The 18,123-nt window shown below is 51.6% G+C and carries 19 protein-coding genes; 11 read left to right on the forward strand and 8 right to left on the reverse strand.

Annotation, left to right across the window (positions count from 1 at the left end):
* Nucleotides 1–14 precede the first annotated feature (14 nt).
* Entirely contained in the window at nucleotides 15–359 is a 345-nt protein-coding gene (locus HKT17_RS06145) for an ArsR/SmtB family transcription factor (protein ID WP_171098628.1), read from the forward strand.
* A 49-nt stretch (nucleotides 360–408) separates the two neighbouring features.
* Here the strand turns inward: HKT17_RS06145 and HKT17_RS06150 are convergent, their stop codons facing one another.
* From HKT17_RS06150 to HKT17_RS06165, 4 genes are all read right to left on the reverse strand, one after another.
* Entirely contained in the window at nucleotides 409–663 is a 255-nt protein-coding gene (locus tag HKT17_RS06150) for an acyl-CoA-binding protein (RefSeq protein ID WP_008249852.1), read from the reverse strand.
* Between the two features lie 18 nt (nucleotides 664–681).
* A complete protein-coding gene (locus HKT17_RS06155; protein WP_040512784.1) occupies nucleotides 682–1,350 on the reverse strand; it encodes a TetR/AcrR family transcriptional regulator in 669 nt (222 codons plus the stop codon).
* A 153-nt stretch (nucleotides 1,351–1,503) separates the two neighbouring features.
* Nucleotides 1,504–2,757, reverse strand: coding sequence for a patatin family protein (locus HKT17_RS06160; protein WP_171098631.1), 1,254 nt, complete (start codon nucleotides 2,755–2,757; stop codon nucleotides 1,504–1,506).
* 71 nt (nucleotides 2,758–2,828) lie between these two features.
* Nucleotides 2,829–3,275, reverse strand: a complete 447-nt coding sequence (locus HKT17_RS06165) for a phasin family protein (protein WP_171098632.1) — start codon at nucleotides 3,273–3,275, stop codon at nucleotides 2,829–2,831.
* A 245-nt stretch (nucleotides 3,276–3,520) separates the two neighbouring features.
* Here HKT17_RS06165 and HKT17_RS06170 point away from each other — a divergent pair, with 245 nt between their 5' ends.
* On the forward strand, nucleotides 3,521–5,506 hold the full coding sequence (locus HKT17_RS06170) for an SDR family oxidoreductase (RefSeq protein WP_171098634.1): 1,986 nt from the start codon (nucleotides 3,521–3,523) through the stop codon (nucleotides 5,504–5,506).
* Between the two features lie 9 nt (nucleotides 5,507–5,515).
* Here the strand turns inward: HKT17_RS06170 and HKT17_RS06175 are convergent, their stop codons facing one another.
* The 4 genes from HKT17_RS06175 to HKT17_RS06190 are packed head-to-tail and all read right to left on the reverse strand — an operon-like array spanning nucleotide 5,516 to nucleotide 10,184.
* Complete coding sequence (locus tag HKT17_RS06175) at nucleotides 5,516–6,526, reverse strand: alpha/beta fold hydrolase (protein ID WP_146106671.1); 1,011 nt, start codon at nucleotides 6,524–6,526, stop codon at nucleotides 5,516–5,518.
* 5 nt (nucleotides 6,527–6,531) lie between these two features.
* Nucleotides 6,532–8,187 (reverse strand): GMC family oxidoreductase, encoded by a 1,656-nt coding sequence (locus HKT17_RS06180; protein ID WP_105028830.1) that lies wholly within the window; start codon nucleotides 8,185–8,187, stop codon nucleotides 6,532–6,534.
* A gap of 15 nt (nucleotides 8,188–8,202) precedes the next feature.
* Nucleotides 8,203–8,718, reverse strand: a complete 516-nt coding sequence (locus tag HKT17_RS06185; protein WP_171098636.1) for a hypothetical protein — start codon at nucleotides 8,716–8,718, stop codon at nucleotides 8,203–8,205.
* Between the two features lie 11 nt (nucleotides 8,719–8,729).
* Nucleotides 8,730–10,184 carry a coniferyl aldehyde dehydrogenase gene (locus HKT17_RS06190; RefSeq protein WP_171098638.1) on the reverse strand — a complete coding sequence of 485 codons (1,455 nt, stop codon included), beginning with the start codon at nucleotides 10,182–10,184 and terminating at the stop codon, nucleotides 8,730–8,732.
* A 128-nt stretch (nucleotides 10,185–10,312) separates the two neighbouring features.
* On the opposite strand from HKT17_RS06190, the gene HKT17_RS06195 reads away from it, so the two are divergent.
* The 9 genes from HKT17_RS06195 (at nucleotide 10,313) to HKT17_RS06235 (ending at nucleotide 18,109) form a co-directional block, all read left to right on the forward strand.
* On the forward strand, nucleotides 10,313–11,020 hold the full coding sequence (locus tag HKT17_RS06195; protein WP_105028833.1) for an FFLEELY motif protein: 708 nt from the start codon (nucleotides 10,313–10,315) through the stop codon (nucleotides 11,018–11,020).
* Nucleotides 11,021–11,152: 132 nt separating this feature from the next.
* A complete protein-coding gene (locus HKT17_RS06200) occupies nucleotides 11,153–12,844 on the forward strand; it encodes an AMP-binding protein (RefSeq protein ID WP_171098643.1) in 1,692 nt (563 codons plus the stop codon).
* Between the two features lie 139 nt (nucleotides 12,845–12,983).
* A complete protein-coding gene (gene rpsF, locus HKT17_RS06205) occupies nucleotides 12,984–13,388 on the forward strand; it encodes a 30S ribosomal protein S6 (RefSeq protein WP_105028835.1) in 405 nt (134 codons plus the stop codon).
* A gap of 25 nt (nucleotides 13,389–13,413) precedes the next feature.
* Nucleotides 13,414–13,764 (forward strand): primosomal replication protein N, encoded by a 351-nt coding sequence (gene priB, locus HKT17_RS06210; protein WP_105028836.1) that lies wholly within the window; start codon nucleotides 13,414–13,416, stop codon nucleotides 13,762–13,764.
* 25 nt (nucleotides 13,765–13,789) lie between these two features.
* Complete coding sequence (gene rpsR, locus HKT17_RS06215) at nucleotides 13,790–14,059, forward strand: 30S ribosomal protein S18 (RefSeq protein WP_008249877.1); 270 nt, start codon at nucleotides 13,790–13,792, stop codon at nucleotides 14,057–14,059.
* 18 nt (nucleotides 14,060–14,077) lie between these two features.
* Nucleotides 14,078–14,530 (forward strand): 50S ribosomal protein L9, encoded by a 453-nt coding sequence (gene rplI, locus HKT17_RS06220; protein ID WP_105028837.1) that lies wholly within the window; start codon nucleotides 14,078–14,080, stop codon nucleotides 14,528–14,530.
* A gap of 163 nt (nucleotides 14,531–14,693) precedes the next feature.
* Nucleotides 14,694–17,102 (forward strand): replicative DNA helicase, encoded by a 2,409-nt coding sequence (gene dnaB / locus HKT17_RS06225; RefSeq protein ID WP_371815437.1) that lies wholly within the window; start codon nucleotides 14,694–14,696, stop codon nucleotides 17,100–17,102.
* A 133-nt stretch (nucleotides 17,103–17,235) separates the two neighbouring features.
* Complete coding sequence (locus tag HKT17_RS06230; RefSeq protein ID WP_171098647.1) at nucleotides 17,236–17,739, forward strand: tlde1 domain-containing protein; 504 nt, start codon at nucleotides 17,236–17,238, stop codon at nucleotides 17,737–17,739.
* Nucleotides 17,729–18,109, forward strand: a complete 381-nt coding sequence (locus HKT17_RS06235; RefSeq protein WP_171098649.1) for a hypothetical protein — start codon at nucleotides 17,729–17,731, stop codon at nucleotides 18,107–18,109. Before HKT17_RS06230 ends, HKT17_RS06235 begins: the two co-directional genes overlap by 11 nt.
* The last annotated feature ends 14 nt before the right edge of the window (nucleotides 18,110–18,123 follow it).

Raw genomic sequence — 18,123 nt, forward strand, 5'->3', positions numbered from 1 at the left:
ATATCGGTCATGCTATGAGTGAACTGGATTCCCTGCTGGAACAAGTGTCTGGCTATTTTGCGGTGCTTTCTGAGCCCACCCGGCTTAAGATAATTCATGCATTGTGCAATGGCGAGAAGTCTGTAAACGACATCGTGGAAGAGGTGGATTCGACCCAATCGAATATTTCACGGCACCTGAATTTGATGTACCGTGCTGGTGTTTTACAGCGCCGCAAAGAAGGTACTTTGGTGTTGTATCAAGTGAAAGAACCCACGGTAGTGGAGCTTTGCCGCACAGTGTGCGTGCACGTGGCGGCCAAGCTGGATTCTGTGCCAGTTGATTCAAGGCAGCTGCCTGATTTTTTCAAGCAACCATAAAAAAACCGGCCTCTACGGCCGGTTTTTTTATTTGCAGACAGTTTTTGGTTTACTTCAACGACTCGATGAGGTCGATGTAATTTTGCATGGCCTGGTCATTGCTCGTGCCCTCAAGGCCTTTCCATGCGTCGTATTTTGCACGACCAACAATGTCTGTGAATCCTGGGCGTTTGCCGGTGTTGTCGCCTTCCGTGGATTGTTTGAAGAGGGCGTAAATTTTCAACAGGGTTTGGTTGTCAGGGCGGGCGGGCAGTGATTTTGATTCCGCCACAGCCTTTTCAAAACGGGCTTTCAAGTCGCTCATAAGTTCTCCTAAGTCTTGTTATGTGTTTTCTTCAGTGATAAAAGATTGGGCCAGGCTTTCAAACAGTTCTTTGGCATTGCCTTGCAAATAGGGCGCCAGCAAACACATTACCTGATACACGCCATTGGCCAGTGCAGCACTCATCGTTGCTTCATCGTTGAAGTGGCGTGGGTCGCGCACATATTCAAATGACAGCCAGTAAGTGGCAACTACCACCATGTTGGTGGCCAGTGCATTGATTTGCGCTTGCGAGGCCATCATGTCGCCAGATTCGACCAGGCCCTGGCACAGGCGGCGTGCAACATCCACTTTGTGTTTCAGGATGCGTTTGAAATGAATTTCCAGGGTACGGTTGCGCGACAGCAAATCGTTCAAATCGCGGTACAAAAAGCGATAGCGCCAAATCAGTTCGAACGACACTTGAAGATACAGCCAGGCATCTTCGATGTTGGCTTGGCGGTTGCCGGGCACGTCAAGCAGACCATCAATTTCTTTTTCGAAACTGGCAAAAATGCTGTTGACGATGTCATCTTTGTTGCGGAAGTGATAGTACAGGTTACCGGGGCTGATGTTCATTTCATCGGCAATCACGGTGGTCGTAATATTCGGCTCCCCGAATTCATTGAAAAGTCTTAACGACAAATCAAGAATTCGTTCTCTTGTTCTTCTTGGAGGCTTGCGTTCCATGTTCTGGTCGTCTCCTGTCTGGCCAAAGTCCTGATCAAGCTTAAGACTTCATGCAGCAAGTCTGTTATTGGTATTTTGAATATGATTAGTCTACGTTGTTTTGTCGAGTATTTGGGGCTTCACTGCCCTTGTTACCAGTGAGTAATGGCGTCATTAAGCAGCATTTCTGGTTTTTGCGATCCGTAGGTAACGATCAAGCTCGTTCAGCGAGTCTTCAAGCTGGTCAAATTTGGACACCATTGATCCTGCACGGGCTGCTTTCTTGCTGATCTTGTTGCTCAAATGCAGTGTGGGGTCTTTTAAAACTTCCAGGTTCAGCTCTAGCCCATGCCGCGAAAACCGTTCAGCCAAATCGTAACGGCGTGCCCACAGTTCTTCGCGGGTGCGTTGGTAAGCGTGTTCACACAAGCGGCGTCGGCTGGCATAGCTGAAGGGGTTGGTGAAGAAAAATTCGCCGTCGCCATGTTGGGGTTCAAACAACACAATATCGGCATTGGGATACAGGTGCCCATAACGTTCCATGCCAATGTCCATACGAGAATGGATGATTGATCTGAATGTTTGTGACAACACAAGGGGCAAGCCACCCTCGTATAACCGTGAGCCCGGCTGGAAAGCTTTGCCTTTGGCGCGACGGCGGTGGTTTTTGGGGTTCAGCCTGTCGTCGTAGGGTACCAGCGGGTTCAGGCAAATCAACAGTTCCACGCCTTCTTTCAATGCCGTGGAGGCATGCAGGGTTTTTTTCAACGCGCCGTCCACGTAATGGCGGTTGGCAATGCGCGTGGGAGGAAACAAGCCGGGCAGCGAGGCGGAGGCCTGCACCGCTTTGGAGATTGGCACGTCATCAAACCCGGGCATGCCGAAGGGAATGGAATCACCGGAATCCAGATCAGTGGCCACCAGAATCAGGCGATTGCGAAGGCTGCGAAAATCGTTGGTGCCACCACCTTTGGCAATCAGGTCGGCCATCCATTCATGCAATTCATCGCCGTTGAACAAGCCCGTGGGTATTGCTGCGCCTAAACGTTCAATGCAACTGACCCAGGTGGCGTCATCGCGCAAAAAGTAATCGGATACAGCGGTGCCCAGCAAACTGGGCACCTTTCGCAGGCGCATCCAGTACTCTTTCCAGGCCGGGCGCAACAAAATGGAAGGGTCAAAAGCAAACTCTTCGGGTTCGCCTTCAATGAACAGCTTGTAAATTTGATGGGGTGTTAAATCGTGCGCCAAACCCGTGGCAACTATGCCCCCTGCGGAAACACCGACATACACACTCATGTCGTTCAGGTCGAGTCCGTCAATGGCCTCGGAAAGTGCAACCAGTGCACCAATTTCATAAATGGCGCCCAAGGGGCCACCACCAGCCAAGGCCAACCCGATTTTCGGGCCAGGGTTGTGATTGTTCATGCGGGTTGTGAGCTCCGGCCCCAAAGAGTGTTCGACAAGACCGCCGTTGGCCTTGTCGACAAAGGATTCAATTACTCAGCAGACTTTTTGGTGCGCGTGGTGGTGCGCTTGGCGGCGGGCGCTTTGGTGTCCACCTTCTTGCCGGTCAATTCAGCGATGGCGGCAGACAATTGATCGATTCTTTCTGACAGTTGTTGAACGTCCTTGTTGGTGGGAACGCCCAAACGACCCAATGCGCGAGCCACACGCTCTTCAAAAACCTGCTCCAGCTTGTCCCAGTGCTGGGTTGCCTTGCTGGACACCGAGCCAGCCAGCTTGCTGACTTTGCCTGTCACTTCAACCACTTTTTGATCTGCAAATTTCACGGTTCGCTCCTGAATTTCATGGCCTTCCTTGACCAGGTTTTCCAAAACACGGTTGCTTTCTTCCTGCGCTTTGGTAATGGCACCCACGCCAGCGGTCCACAATTGTTGTGCGCTGTCGACTGCACCTTTGATGGGCTTTTTCTTACCGGCCATGTTGTCTCTCCTTGTGATGGCGAAATGGCCCATTGGGGCCGCTGCCTTTTTTGTTTATTGTAGTAGTTTATCGACGCCACACTAGAGAAGGCACACTAAACCCCACCTCGTGTTTTCCCGTAAGCACGGTGCTGACAAAACACCGTCAGAGCCCGCATGGAGTTTGAGAATTTCGGGCGGGCAGTTATAGTAAGCCTTCCAAAGACGTATCTTCCATAAAAAAACCCCGCGCGGAGAAGACATACATGAATTATTTTGTGACCGGAGCCACTGGCTTCATCGGTAAACGATTGGTGAAGCGCTTGGTTGAGCAAAAGCGCAAAGGCACCATTTACTTCCTGATTCGTGAATCAAGCCTGGACAAAGTACCCGAACTGCAAAAGTATTGGGGCGCAAAAAAAGGGCAATGTGTTCCGGTGGTTGGCGACTTGACCAAACCCAAGTTGGGATTGAAAGCCACCGAGATTAAAGAGCTGAGCAAAAACATTGCCCATTTTTTTCACCTGGCTGCCATTTATGATTTGGCCGCTGATGCGGAAAGCCAGCAAGAGACCAATATCAAAGGCACCGAGAACGCAGTCGACCTGGCCAATGCAATTGGCGCTGGCTGCTTTCAGTTAACTTCTTCAATTGCGGCTGCTGGCTTGTATGAGGGCGTGTTCCGCGAAGACATGTTCGAAGAAGCAGAGAATCTGGATCACCCGTATTTCCGTACCAAACACGATTCCGAAGAAATTGTGCGCAAGAAAGTAAAAGGCGCTTGGCGGGTGTATCGCCCCGGTTTTGTGGTGGGTGATTCCAAAACCGGCGAGATGGACAAGATTGACGGGCCTTATTACCTGTTCAAGTTGATCCAGAAAATGCGCAAATTGCTGCCCTCTTGGGTGCCCACCATTGGCATCGAAGGTGGTCGCATCAACATAGTGCCTGTGGATTTTGTGGTGAATGCCATGGACCATATCGCGCATCAGCCGGATCTGGATGGCAAGGCTTTTCACCTGGTTGATCCCAACCCCAATCGGATTGGCGATGTGTTGAATATTTTTGCACGCGCAGCCCACGCACCGAAAATGGAAATGCGGATTAACGCAGCCATGTTTGGTTTCGTGCCTGGTGCCGTGAAAAAGGGTTTGATGAGCTTGACCCCTGTTCGCCGCATTCGCAACGCTTTGTTAAAAGACCTGGCCCTGCCTGAGGAGGTTTTTGGTTACATCAACTGGCCAACCCGTTACGATTGCCGCCAAACTTTGGCTGTGCTCGATGGCAGTGGCATTGAGTGTCCGCGACTTGAAGATTACGCTTGGGCAATTTGGGATTACTGGGAGCGTCACCTGGATCCCGATTTGTTCATTGACCGCAGCTTGAACGGCCAGGTGAAAGACAAGGTGGTGCTGATCACGGGTGGTTCATCCGGTATTGGTTTGGCTGCAGCACAGAAATTTGCAGCCGCTGGCGCAATCACTGTAATTTGTGGTCGTGATGAAGAGAAGCTGGCAGAGGCCAAGGCTTTGGTGAAGGCCGACGGTTTTGATCTGCACACCTACTCGGTCGATATTGCTGATATGCAGGATTGCGACCGCTTTGTTGCTCAACTGCTGGCTGACTTCGGTCATGTGGATATTTTGGTAAACAACGCAGGCCGTTCAATTCGCCGTGGTATTGAAAACAGCTTTGACCGCTTCCACGATCTGGAGCGCACCATGCAGTTGAACTATTTCGGTGCCTTGCGTGTTACTTATGGTTTGTTGCCAAAAATGATGGAGCGGCGCAAAGGCCATGTGGTGAATATTTCTTCAATTGGCGTGTTGACCAACGCGCCGCGCTTTTCAGCCTATGTGGCCTCCAAAGGCGCATTGGATGCATGGACGCGTTGCGCAGCCTCCGAGTTTGCGGACTTGAACATCACCTTCACCACCATCAATATGCCGCTGGTGCGCACACCCATGATTGCGCCCACCAAGTTGTACAACAACGTACCCACGCTAAGCCCCGAGCAGGCTGCCGATTTGATTGCGCAAGCAGTGATTCACAAGCCGGTTCGTATTGCGACGCGCTTGGGTGTGTTGGGGCAGGTGATGCATGCACTGATCCCCAAGCCGGCTCAAATTTTGATGAATACGTCTTTCCGCATGTTCCCGGATTCGGAATCGGCGGCCAAAGGCAAGAAGGGCGGCGGTCCATCTGCAGAACAGGTTGCGTTCTCAACCCTGATGCAAGGTATCCACTTCTAAGTATTCGGGTCAGGCCCGGTTTTCCGCCAACGGGTAGGCCTGTGCATCTTCTGCAAGCCAGTTGAGAATCAGGTCTTCCGTGGTGGAGTCATTCACCAAAGCCACGTGCCCGCAACCGGGCACAGCGGTGTTTTTTCCAAACTCCAGCTTGCTTGACGCCGGTGGGCACACAATGTTGTCCTGCGGACTCCAGAGGGACCAAATTTTGGTTTGAAATTCCCTGTCGGTTGGGTGCTCGCGAAGGGTTTTCAAGAAGAAGCTTCCCCAAGCCATTTGTTTCACATTTTTGCCAATACCCAAGGTAGACAAAGCCGTACCGTAGTGTGGGCTGCCAATGGTGATCATGCCGGCAATTCTGTGATGCCCGTATTCCGTGGCATGGTAGCGTACTGCCACACCGCCCATGCTGTGCGCAATAATTTTCACTTGAGGCGCACCTGTAGCCACAAGCAATTCGTCGATTGCTTCATGAATCGCATCGGAATAACTGCGAATTGAACCAATGGCCGGTTCAAGAGTAATTGCATGGGTGCTTACATCGGCGCGATCAAGCAGGGCGCGTGTACCTGCCCACACAGCGGAATTGCACAAATACCCGTGCACCAACAACACGGGCAGTGGCTTTTTCTTGCGCCAGGCTTTGCCAGCCAATTGAATGCCGTCTGGCTTGGGTGCCCAGGGTTGAAGCAGCGTGATTAACTTGAGCGACGCAAGGCTTTCTGCCAGCACTGCTTTAACCCAACGTGCCAGGCTGAGACGGTGAAATCCTTCTCCCTCGGTGCTGTGGAAGTGCAGCCCTTTGTCACGCACTTGCGGAATTTGGCGAACACTGTAGGAAAGGGCGAAACCCGAAATGTTAAAGCCGATGTGTGCTGCAAACAGCAGGCCTGCCACCAGGCTGATTGCCACAACGGCCGCATCGTCGGCTCGAACACCAAACCAATGATGAAGTGCCCAATACAGGCCGAACATGACTGAAATGTATCCAATCCAGTACAGCCTGTTCAGGTGGCGAATCATGGTGCTTAAGCCAGCGCTGTGGCGGCTTGGCCAGTCAGCTCAGCCACCAATTGCTGGCTCAGTTTGTTGGTCAAACCGTAAATGGACAGTTGTGGGTTTGCACCAATGCTGGTGGGGAACAACGAACCATCGTGAATCGACAAATTCTCGATTTGCCAATGGCGTCCGTCAGGGCGTACAACACCCAGCTTTTCTTCGCCTGCCATGGCACAACCACCCATCACGTGGGCGGAAACTACTTTCATACTCAGTGGTTTCATGTCGAGTTCATTGATCTGCTTCAAGGCTTCATCAATGTTGTTGGCCGGTTTGGAGTACTCGTGCACAGGCAGAGTGCTCAGCGCGCCGGCAGCGTGTTGAAGCTCAGCCATGGCTACCAAGGCTCTGCGTGCAGCATCCCAAATTGCCGGGGTTAGCTTGTAGTCCAGCACCGGGCTGCCGTCGCTGTTCAAGCGCACTTGCCCGCCCACACTGCCGGAATTGAAACCATCGCGCAGCAAAGCCAGTTGCATGTGCGTTTTCGAGAAGTTGCGCATCACGTCTGAATGCTTTTTCGCAAAACCAGGCAGGGTTGATGCAAAAATGACTGGGTGCAGGGGTGGTGCCTCCAGCTTGAAGCCTACCGGGCCATCAATCGGGTCCGTGTGCAAATAATGGTCGCTGTAAATGGTTTGGGGAGCGCCTGCATCGGCGCGCACCTCCTGTTCCATTCTTGCGGCTGAAATGACAACGGGATGCAAAAAGGTGCGTTCGCCCAAACGGTCGTGCGGATCAGTCGCGTTCGAGCGCAACAACACTGCGGGGCTGTTGATCGATCCACCAGCCAGCACAAAATGTTTGGCTGTGACTTCCACCTCTTTGCCAGAAGGCAGCACGCCATCGGGATTCATGACCTGGCAGCGTAGGGTTCTAATGCGGCCCTGGGAAATTTTGAAGGAATGCGCGCGCAGGGAGGCGACCAGTTCCGCACCATGATCAAGCGCAGTTGGAATGGTTGAAACCAGCATGGATTGCTTGGCATTGGTGGGGCAACCCATGCCGCAGTAGCCCAAGTTCCAGCAGTCTTTCACATTGCGCCGAATGGCACCCCAGGAAATTCCTTTGGCTTCAGCGCCACGGCGCAGAATATCGTTGTTTTCATTGGGTGGTACTTGCCAGTCCGCTATGTTCAAGCGCCGCTCGGCCTGTTCAAACCAGGTGGCCATGTTCTCCACGGTCATGTCTTTCAGGGCAAACTGGTTTTGCCAGAATGCCAATGTGTCTGCCGGTGTTCTGAAGCTGGAGGTCCAGTTCACCGTGGTCGACCCACCCACTGTGCGTCCCTGCAAAATATTGATGGCCTTGTCGGCCGTTTTGCGGCCAGCGCTTTCCTGGTATAGCGTGGGGTAGGCCACCGACTCCAGCATTTTGAAGTCTTTCGAAGTCTTTAGCGGACCCTCTTCAATCAACAACACCTTCAAGCCAGCTTTGGCGCAAATTTCTGCGGTAATGCCACCACCCGCACCGGTGCCAATAATCACCACATCCGCGCTCATCTGCTTGGGCATTTCGCGCTTGTGTGCCTCATAGGCTTTCCAGCCATTCGCGATGCCGGCTGCGAACAGGTCGGGCACTAATCCACTGGATAAGGTACCCATAGGTTTCATTTCTTGTTCAGTCATTGGTGAATGTGAAGGTCAGAGAGCTTGGAAAGGTGGGCCCGGGTAGCCCATGTCGGTCCACTGGCTGGGCAGTCCATACCAGCCTGCCATCATCAGGTCGTGAAGGGCATGGTAGCCAGGTTGGAGTGCCGGAATGGGGTGGTCCCGGAACGAAACCAGGAAGGCTTGCACCTGCGCCGGTGATGCTTGTTCCCAACTGCTGCCCAAATCGGCAATCAGCCTTCTTCCCACCGGGTTTTCAAGAATGTTCAGCAGTTGGCCCAGTTCGGCTTGCGCACTGGGTGCCAAGGTTCTACTGGCATCCACGAACGCATTGACAGCAGATTCAATGGACTGCGTTCTGCCCGTGGTGGGCAGTGCAGGATCCAGCAAACCTTCAGCAATGGCCTTAAGCATGGGTATGTGCTGTTGCTGGACCACAGGCTGACCGGCAACAACTTCCACTTTGGCAAAGTGCTTGCCCAGCCAACTCAGGCCGCCGGCCAACAGCAAACCGGCAGCACCGAACTTAAAAAATTGACGTCTGTTCATGAAGCTTCTGTTTATACCTTGCGGGTCAGCAGTTTGGTCATGAAGGCAAACATTTTGTTGTCATAGGGTGGCGACAACATTTCCATGACGTGGAAACGGCTTTGTTTGAAAATCGGCTTCAGTTTGGTCATGGTGTCAAAACCGAATTTGCCGTGGTAGTGGCCCATACCCGAGTCGCCCACGCCGCCAAATGGCAGGTTTTCCTGTGCAATGTGGAACAAGGTTTCATTCAGGCAAACACCACCAGCAATGGTTTGTTTCATGACCATGTCCTGGGTTTTTGATTCATCGTCAAACAAATACAAAGCCAGCGGGCGAGGGCGGTCGTTGATGTAATCAAGCGCTTCATCCAGGCGTTTGTATGTGATTACCGGCAGCACGGGGCCGAAAATTTCTTCCTGCATCAACATGGAATCTGGCTTGGCGTTGAACACCAGGGTCATTGGAATTTTACGGCCCGGGCTGTCGGCAGTTTTCATGAGTGTCACCACGCGCGCACCTTGTTCCGCGGCTTCGTCAATTAAGCGTTGTAAGCGGGTGGCATGGCGGTCAGAAACAATGCCGGTGAAGTCTTTGGACAAAATTCCGTCCGGGAAGCGGCGATCAATAATTGCCTTGGCGTGTGAAATCAATTGCTCTTCACAGCCTTCCGGAACCATCAGATAGTCGGGGGCAATACAGGTTTGCCCGGCATTAATCGACTTGCCGGACAATGTACGCGCAATTGCATTTTCAAACCGGCCGGGGTTGGCCACGGTGGGCGCGGTGATGATTACAGGGCTTTTGCCGCCCAGTTCAAGTGTCACCGGCACCAGGTTTTCACTGGCGGCCTTCATCACCATTTTGCCGACTGGGGTAGACCCAGTGAACAGCAGGTGGTCGAACGGCAGGCGAGAAAACTCGGCAGCAACCTCAGGGCCACCGTTGATCACCTGTACCACCTCGCGGCCCAGTGCTTTGGCTAGCAATTCATCAAGCAGGGCACTGAAGCGGGGGGTGTATTCGCTCATCTTGATGAACACACGGTTGCCCGCCGCAAGCGCAGCAATCATGGGGCCGATGGATAAAAACAAGGGATAATTCCAGGGCACGATAACGCCCACCACGCCCAAAGGCTGTGGCATGAGGCAGGTGCTGGCAGGTTTGAACCAAATGCTGGCGCCTTCATTGCGAGGCTTCATCCAGCTTTTACCGTGTTTGATGGCGTGGCGAATGCCTTCCAGTGAGGGAAATACTTCTGCTAACAAGGTGTCATTTTTTGAGCGATAACCGAAATCTTCCGAAATGGCCTCTGCGATTCTCAACTTGTTGTCGTAAATCATGTCGCTCAACGCCATCAGCCAGGCTTTGCGCTGGCTCCACTCCGGGTAGGGGTTGATGCGGTAAGCTTGCTTCAAGGACTCCAAAGTTGCTTTTAGTTCTGCTGCTGTCAATTCTTGGCCGTGTGCTTTGGATGGGGCATTCATTGTTGTCTCACTCTCCGGTTTAACATTAACGGATGTAAACATAAATTTTGACTATTTTCCATGTCTGATTTGTGCTGCTGTGCAGCAAACGATGTGGGGCTTCACCATTCAACTGCAATTGAATCGCCATGATTGACATTCACAGTTCACCCCTTGAATTACAAAAAGCCATCACAGCCCTTCGCGTGGGTGAGGGGCGTTCAGTCGAGTTTATGCGTTTAAAGAAAGAGATAAAAATATTTCAAAACAGTAGGTTGGAATGTACTTATAAGGATCTGCTGGAAGACCAGGGCATGCGCGCAGCTTGTCGCTTTTTCCTGGATCAACTGTACTGCACGCACGATGTCAGCACCCGTGACCACCAAGTTGAAAGGGTGTTGCCCAAGCTGGAAAAGTTGCTGCCTGGCGGTGCCGTGGATACGGTGAGAAAAGTGATTTACATGGATTATTTGGCTGAGCTGATGGATGATGAAATAACCTTGTTTATCAATGAAAAAGAGTTTTATTCTGATAATTTACTTAAAGAAAAATCTTACATTGAAGCTTTTAGAAAACAAGGGCAATTCGATTTGCGAGAGCGTCAAATTTTGTTGGTTCGCGAGGTGGGTGAATCCTTGCGCAAGTTGATGCGCCTGCCTTTTTTACGGCCATTGATGAAGATGACACGTGGTGCAGCGCAAAAGGCGAATTTAGAGGATTTCCACGATTTTCTAAGTCAAGGGCTAGATGCTTTCGCTTCGCTAGAAAAGCCAACCCTGTTTTTTCAGTTGATTCAAGAACGTGAAATGTCCATCCTTGAAGGGATTCGACAAGGTACCTTGTCGAAATTTCCTTGACCGCGCCCACGGTGCAGGTACACATCGCAATCGTAGTGCATTAGAATCCATGCTCTTTGATATTCCGGTATTGTTTTCCATCAATACAAAACAGTTGCGAAGCACGGCAGTGCCCACAAGAAGGAGACATTTGTGACAGATAAAGCCTGGATTCAGAGCTACCCGCCGGGCGTACCCACGTCGGTTGATTTGGATCAGTACCCCTCTATTCGGGATATTTTTGAGGACGCAAGTCGCAAGTTCGCCGACAAAACCGCATTCAGCAACATGGGTACGGCGCTGACCTACGAGCGCCTGGATTCTCTAACCCGCGATTTCGGTGCCTACCTTCAAAGCCTGCCTGGCATGAAAAAAGGCGACCGTGTCGCCTTCATGATGCCCAATCTGCTGCAATACCCTGTTGCCATGTTGGGTGCGATCCGCGCTGGTTTCGTCGCCGTGAACGTGAACCCGTTGTACACCCCCACAGAGCTTGAACATCAACTGCGGGACTCAGGCGCCAAGGTGATTGTGGTGTTTGAGAACGTAGCTCACACGCTGGAAAAGGTAATCAAAAATACGCCTGTCGAGCACATTGTGCTGGCTTCCATGGGTGAAATGCACGGTTTCTTCAAGCGTGTTTTGCTGAATTTTGTGGTGCGCTATGTGAAGAAGCTGGTGCCAGCGTTCAACATTGCCGGGTCCATTACCTTCAAGAAAGCACTCGCCCTTGGACGTAACAACGAGCTACGCAAGGTCAATATTACCCACGACGATTTGGCTTTTCTTCAATACACCGGCGGAACCACCGGTGTAGCCAAGGGCGCCATGCTGACCCATGGCAATATTGTGGCTAACCTGCAGCAAGCATCGGCCTGGTTGAACCAGGACATTGAAGAGGGCAAGGAAATTGCGATCACTGCGCTGCCGATGTATCACATCTTCTGCTTGACTGCGAATATTCTGGTTTTCATCAAGGTAGGTGGGCACTGCCTGTTGATTACTGACCCCAGAAACATGAAGGCTTTCGTGAAAACGCTGGCCGCCGTGCCATTCACGGCGCTTACAGGTGTTAACACCTTGTTCAATGGCTTATTGAATACCCCTGGTTTTGAGCAAGTCGACTTTTCCCATGTGAAGCTGGTGTTGGGCGGTGGTGCCGCCATTGAGCCTGCGGTGGCTGATCGCTGGAAGAAAGTGACAGGTACGCGTTTATCGGAGGCTTATGGTTTAACCGAGGCCTCGCCCGCAGTGTGTATTAATCCCCTGCACGAGGAGTACAACGGATCGATTGGTTTACCCGTACCGTCCACTGACGTGACAATTCGTGATGATGACTTTAATGAATTGCCGGTGGGCCAGGAAGGCGAATTGTGCTTGAAAGGCCCGCAGGTGATGCGCGGTTACTGGAACAAGCCACGTGAAACCGCTGAAATTCTGACCCAAGACGGTTGGCTGAAAACCGGCGATATCGCCTACATGGACGAAAACGGCTACTTCTATATCACCGATCGCAAGAAAGACATGATTCTCGTGTCCGGTTTTAACGTGTACCCCAAAGAAATTGAAGCTGTGGCCACGCTATTGACTGGTATTTTTGAAGCGGCTGCCGTGGGCGTGCCTGACAGCAAAACCGGCGAGGCGGTAAAGCTGTTTGTGGTTAAAAAAGACCCCGATTTAACAGCCGAGCAGGTAATTGAACATTGCCGCAAACACATGACTGCCTACAAAATTCCACGCCATGTGGAATTTATGAAGGAATTGCCCAAGAGCCCGGTGGGCAAAGTGCTTCGCCGGGAGCTTCGCGACATGGAAAAGAAGCGTTTGCAAGAGCAAACCGCCTGATTTTCCGTGTTTTAGGCAGGTGGCAGCGCTAGGCCGTTGCCTGTTTCTTGAAAACCCACTATAATTTCGGGTTACCTGCTGCTGCACCACGGGGGTGCGGCGGCTTTTCCAATTGTGGAAAATCCATAGGAGTTTATCAATGCGTCACTATGAAATTGCTTTCATCGTGCATCCCGACCAAAGCGAGCAAGTGCCTGCCATGGTTGAGAAGTATCGTGGAACCATCGAAGCCAACGGCGGCAAAGTACACCGCCACGAAGATTGGGGCCGTCGCCAATTGGCTTACCCAATCCAGAAACTGGCCAAAGCACACTATGTGTTGTTGAACATTGAATGCAGCCAGGAAGTTCTTGAAGAACTGGAAACTGCGTTTAAATTCAACGACGCCGTACTGCGTCACTTGACTGTGAAGATGAAAAAAGCTGAAACCGCGCCTTCTCCAATGATGAAGGAAGTTCAGCGTGAGCAAGAGCGTAAGGCCGCTTCTGCCACTGCGTCTTCAAACGACGACAGTTCCGATTCAGACGAGGGTGACGACGAGTAAATCGTCTTAGCACAACACTGAATCAATGAATCAGGAGGAAGCAGCGGAAAATTCAGACAAGTTTGGGGAAGAAGGAAAGGCTGGCATTAACCAGTTCACCTTGACCGCCACATTGGTTGCAAAATCAATATTGCGATACACCCCGGCAGGTTTGCCCATTTGCGAATTCGAGCTTGAGCACGACAGTGAGCAGCTTGAAGCCAGCAAGCCAAGAATGGTGAAGTGCACAGTTTCAGCGGTAGCGCTGGGTGTGGCAGCCAACCAAGTCAGTGGTCTTGAAGTGGGAAGCCTGAAAAACTGGACCGGATTCATAGCGCTTCGTTCGCACAAATCAAAAAGTCTTCGATTCCATGTTTGCGCAGTGCGCGAATGTTGAAGACTTGAAATAGTTGGAGAATATTATGGCTTTTGGTCGTAAAAATGATCGCAAGGGACGTCGTCCACAACAGAACCCCTTGTTCAAGCGCAAGAAGTTTTGCCGCTTCACAGTGGGCAAGGTAGAGCAAATCGATTACAAAGACATCGACACGCTCAAGGATTTCATCAGCGAAAACGGCAAGATCATGCCCGCTCGTATCACTGGTACCAAGGCGAATTATCAGCGCCAGTTGGACACAGCGATCAAGCGCGCACGTTTCCTGGCTTTGCTGCCTTACACCGACAACCACTAAGCAGTACGGGAGAACACCATGCAAGTAATTCTTCTTGAAAAAATGCCCAACTTGGGTCAACTGGGTGACGTGGTTCGCGTAAAAGACGGCTACGCACGCAACTTCTTGATTCCTTATGGCAAAGCCAAGCGCGCCACAGAATCAGCAATCGCCGAATTCCAGGCTCGCCGCGCCGAACTGGAAAAAGCTGCTGCTGAAAAGCTGGCCGCCGCCCAGGCCCTGGGTGCCAAGTTGAGCGAAACCACTGTCCAGCTGAGCGAAAAAGCCGCTGTGGATGGTCGTTTGTTTGGTTCGGTAACCAATCACGACATCGCTGCCGCACTGAATGCCTCTGGCCTGAAAGTTGAAAAAGCACAAGTACGCATGCCCAACGGCGCGCTGAAAATTGCTGGCGAGCACACTGTGACTGTTGCCCTGCACCCCGACGTGGTTGTAGACGTGAAAGTTGTGGTGGCTGGTGAAGCAGCTTAATCAAAGCGCTTCAGCCATACCCGGTTTTAAGGCGAATTAGACCCTAGGGTTTAACCACATTCGGTTATACTTTTCGGTCTGCCTGAACCCACAAAAAGGTCACCTCAGGGTGGCCTTTTTCTATTGCGAAACTATGTCCGAAAATCGACTTACAGAACAAGAAATGACGGGCCTGCGCGTTCCGCCTCACTCGCTCGAATCGGAGCAATCGGTGGTGGGCGGCTTGCTGCTGGACAACCAAGCCTGGGACAAAATTGGCGATGTGATTCGAGCCGAAGATTTTTACCGCTACGATCACCGGGTTATTTTTGAGCACATTGCCAAGCTGATTGACGGCTCCAAGCCAGCTGATGTCATTACTGTGTATGAATCGCTGCAGTCTTCGGGCAAGGCTGAAGATGTGGGTGGTTTGGCTTACTTGAACACCCTGGCCACCAACACGCCCTCGGCCGCCAACATTCGCCGCTACGCAGAAATTGTGCGCGACCGCGCCGTGCTGCGCAGGCTGATTACGATCAGCGATGACATTGCGACCACCGCGCTGAACCCGCAAGGCAAAGACACCAAAACCATTCTCGACGAAGCGGAAAGCAAGATTTTCAAGATTGCTGAAGACGGCGCGCGCGGCGCGGGTGGTTTTCAAGAATTGCAGCCGGTGCTGAGCAAAGTGGTTGAGCGAATCGATGAGCTTTATCACCGCGACAGCACCAGCGACATCACTGGTATTTCGACCGGTTTCGTAGATTTGGATGGCAAAACATCGGGCCTGCAGCCCGGTGACTTGATTATTGTTGCCGGAAGACCCTCAATGGGTAAAGCGCAGCCACTTGATGCCTTGGTTAAAACGCCAAGCGGCTGGGTAACTATGGGCGAGTTGCGCGTGGGCGATGCTTTGGCATCTATGGATGGAAAGTCATCCCTGGTCACGGGGGTATTTCCCCAAGGCGAAAAGCAGATTTATAAAGTGGTATTTTCAGACGGTCGCAGTGCCGAGTGTTGTGATGAACATTTGTGGCGTGTGATGCACCGCGACTGGGCCGAGCCCCGCGTGATTAGCACCAAGCGCCTGACGGAAATGCTGGGCTGTGTTCGTTACAAAAACCGCTTGTGGATCGACACTGTGACTGGTGATTTCGGTCACAACGATGTGTTGCCAATTGACCCCTGGGTACTGGGTGCCCTGCTGGGCGATGGCACTTTGGCCTTCAGCCACAGCAGTGTGATGTTTTCCACCAAGTCGGAAGAGTTAGTGCACAGAATGAATGCATTACTTGGACATGACATGGAATTGGTTCATGCACAGGCCTACGACTATCGGGTGGTGTGGAAAGGCAGAATGCTTGCCAATGGTGCTCGCACCAGTCAGCCTAGTTACTTCCGCCAAGCTCTGAACGATCTGGGTGTGCTGGGTTGTGTCAGCCACAATAAATTTATTCCTGAACATTATCTGAAAGCCAATAAGGCGGCGCGGTTGGCCTTGTTACAGGGCCTGTTGGATACCGATGGCTGGATAGAATCCTGGGGTTCGATTCGATTTGCCACGGTAAGCGAGCAACTGGCCAATGATGTGGCCTACCTTGCACGTTCACTGGGTGGGTTTTGTTCAATTGCAACCAAAAATACGCATTACACCAGCAAGGGCGAACCCAAAGAAGGGCGTTTGGCTTATGTGTTGAACATGAGCTTTGCCGATGGGCAGCAGGTGTTTACGCTTGAAGAAAAGAAGGCGCGACTGCGCACCGACTGGCAGCGCACACGCCGAATCACTTTTCAAAGCATTGAGCCTGTGCGCATGGCGCAAGCGCAGTGTATTTCTGTAAGTCACCCCACGCGTACATACATCACCAACGATTTTGTGGTGACGCACAATACTGCATTCAGCTTGAACATTGGCGAACACGTGGCTGTGGAAGAGGGTCATGCAGTGGCTGTGTTCTCCATGGAAATGGGCGCAACCCAATTGGCGATGCGTTTGCTGGGCTCCGTGGGGCGTTTGGATCAACACCGCCTAAGAACCGGGCGACTGACTGATGAAGACTGGCCACGACTGACGTACGCAGTCGAGAAGATGCAGAATGCGCAATTGTTTATTGATGAAACGCCCGCCTTGTCTTCGATGGAAGTGCGCGCGCGTTGCCGGCGCTTGGCACGCCAGTGTGGCCAGCTTGGTTTGGTGATCATCGACTATTTGCAGTTGATGGGCTCTTCGTCTCCGGGTGAAAACCGTGCCACTGAAATTTCAGAAATTTCACGTTCATTGAAAGGTTTGGCAAAAGAATTGAACTGTCCGGTGATCGCGCTCTCGCAGCTGAACCGCTCGCTGGAACAGCGGCCAAACAAACGCCCGGTGATGAGTGACCTGCGAGAATCGGGCGCCATTGAGCAGGATGCCGACGTGATTTTGTTCATTTACCGCGATGAGGTTTACAACCCCGATTCACCCGACAAAGGAACTGCTGAAATTATCATCGGCAAGCAGCGTAATGGCCCAATTGGCACGGTGCGGGTAACTTTCCTGGGCATGTACACCAAGTTTGAGAATTACGCTGGAATGCAGCCGGAAGGGGAGTGAGTCGGGTTCCGCGCTGAGTCGGGTTTGTTGTGGTTACAAACGGTATTGCTCAAGTCACACAGGCTCGAAGGTGTGTTTGTAACTCCCGGCTGAACATGTTTAGACTGCTCTTTTTTCGATTTGGGACTTTTTGATGAAATACGCCCATGAAATAAGACGACCAGAAGTACCAGCTTGCGCGAAATCTGTAATCAGCCTCCACTTTGATGGAAAAATTTTCAAAATACAAACTGCTACTGGGGTGCTGAAAACTTACCCCGCGGTGTCTGGCAAGCCCGTTGACAGCAAGTTTGATTACTCTTTAGAAAGGCAAAAGGTTTCCAATCAGGGACCCATTCCTGAAGGGAGTTACTGGATTAGCCCTGCTGACATTTGGGAGAATAACGCAATTAAAAGTTTGCTTGTATCCTCGCGATCCGCATGGGGTGATTACCGAATCACGATTCGCGTTAGCCCCGGGACCCAAACCCATGCGCGAGGCGGTTTTTTTATTCACGGTGGCGATATTCCGGGTAGCGCAGGCTGTATTGATTTGACCTCTTCAATGAATCAATTCATCAAAGATTTGAAAAGCTTGTTGGGTAAGTCTGTAAATTGTCATGTCCCATTAACAGTGGAATACTCCGATGCGGAATAAAAATTTCTTCGCAATCGTCTGCTGTTTTTTGCCGCTTTGTGCTCATGCAGAGGTACTTGATAAATTGCCCCAAATTCAAGATATGTGGCTGTATGCCGCCTTGGGTTTTTTGTTTGCTGGTGTGGCTTTGCGTATTCACTGGGCACTATTCGTGCTGGCCTTGGTTTACCCCGCATTGTGGTTTGTTAGCTTGTTGATGGAGGTGCATTCATTTGATCTTGGCCCTGCAATTGTTGTCGAAGCGGGGCAGTCGTATTCAATGAATGCATATGCTGCAGCAATTATTTGGTTGCTTGGGGTGGTAGGTTTATTTGTTTGGAAAAAGATCGGCAAGTTCGCGAAAGGAACAACTTCCAGTTATAAAAGTTGAACTCGGGTCGATTG

Origin of the sequence: Limnobacter sp. SAORIC-580 (assembly GCF_013004065.1) — a bacterium.
Taxonomy (GTDB): domain Bacteria; phylum Pseudomonadota; class Gammaproteobacteria; order Burkholderiales; family Burkholderiaceae_B; genus Limnobacter; species Limnobacter profundi.

Coding starts and splice junctions, on each gene's coding strand:
- HKT17_RS06145 (WP_171098628.1), top strand. CDS start 15: ATGAGTGAACTGGATTCCCTGCTGGAACAAGTGTCTGGCTATTTTGCG.
- HKT17_RS06150 (WP_008249852.1), bottom strand. CDS start 663: ATGAGCGACTTGAAAGCCCGTTTTGAAAAGGCTGTGGCGGAATCAAAA.
- HKT17_RS06155 (WP_040512784.1), bottom strand. CDS start 1,350: ATGGAACGCAAGCCTCCAAGAAGAACAAGAGAACGAATTCTTGATTTG.
- HKT17_RS06160 (WP_171098631.1), bottom strand. CDS start 2,757: ATGAACAATCACAACCCTGGCCCGAAAATCGGGTTGGCCTTGGCTGGT.
- HKT17_RS06165 (WP_171098632.1), bottom strand. CDS start 3,275: ATGGCCGGTAAGAAAAAGCCCATCAAAGGTGCAGTCGACAGCGCACAA.
- HKT17_RS06170 (WP_171098634.1), top strand. CDS start 3,521: ATGAATTATTTTGTGACCGGAGCCACTGGCTTCATCGGTAAACGATTG.
- HKT17_RS06175 (WP_146106671.1), bottom strand. CDS start 6,526: ATGATTCGCCACCTGAACAGGCTGTACTGGATTGGATACATTTCAGTC.
- HKT17_RS06180 (WP_105028830.1), bottom strand. CDS start 8,187: ATGACTGAACAAGAAATGAAACCTATGGGTACCTTATCCAGTGGATTA.
- HKT17_RS06185 (WP_171098636.1), bottom strand. CDS start 8,718: ATGAACAGACGTCAATTTTTTAAGTTCGGTGCTGCCGGTTTGCTGTTG.
- HKT17_RS06190 (WP_171098638.1), bottom strand. CDS start 10,184: ATGAATGCCCCATCCAAAGCACACGGCCAAGAATTGACAGCAGCAGAA.
- HKT17_RS06195 (WP_105028833.1), top strand. CDS start 10,313: ATGATTGACATTCACAGTTCACCCCTTGAATTACAAAAAGCCATCACA.
- rpsF (WP_105028835.1), top strand. CDS start 12,984: ATGCGTCACTATGAAATTGCTTTCATCGTGCATCCCGACCAAAGCGAG.
- priB (WP_105028836.1), top strand. CDS start 13,414: ATGAATCAGGAGGAAGCAGCGGAAAATTCAGACAAGTTTGGGGAAGAA.
- rpsR (WP_008249877.1), top strand. CDS start 13,790: ATGGCTTTTGGTCGTAAAAATGATCGCAAGGGACGTCGTCCACAACAG.
- rplI (WP_105028837.1), top strand. CDS start 14,078: ATGCAAGTAATTCTTCTTGAAAAAATGCCCAACTTGGGTCAACTGGGT.
- dnaB (WP_371815437.1), top strand. CDS start 14,694: ATGACGGGCCTGCGCGTTCCGCCTCACTCGCTCGAATCGGAGCAATCG.
- HKT17_RS06230 (WP_171098647.1), top strand. CDS start 17,236: ATGAAATACGCCCATGAAATAAGACGACCAGAAGTACCAGCTTGCGCG.
- HKT17_RS06235 (WP_171098649.1), top strand. CDS start 17,729: ATGCGGAATAAAAATTTCTTCGCAATCGTCTGCTGTTTTTTGCCGCTT.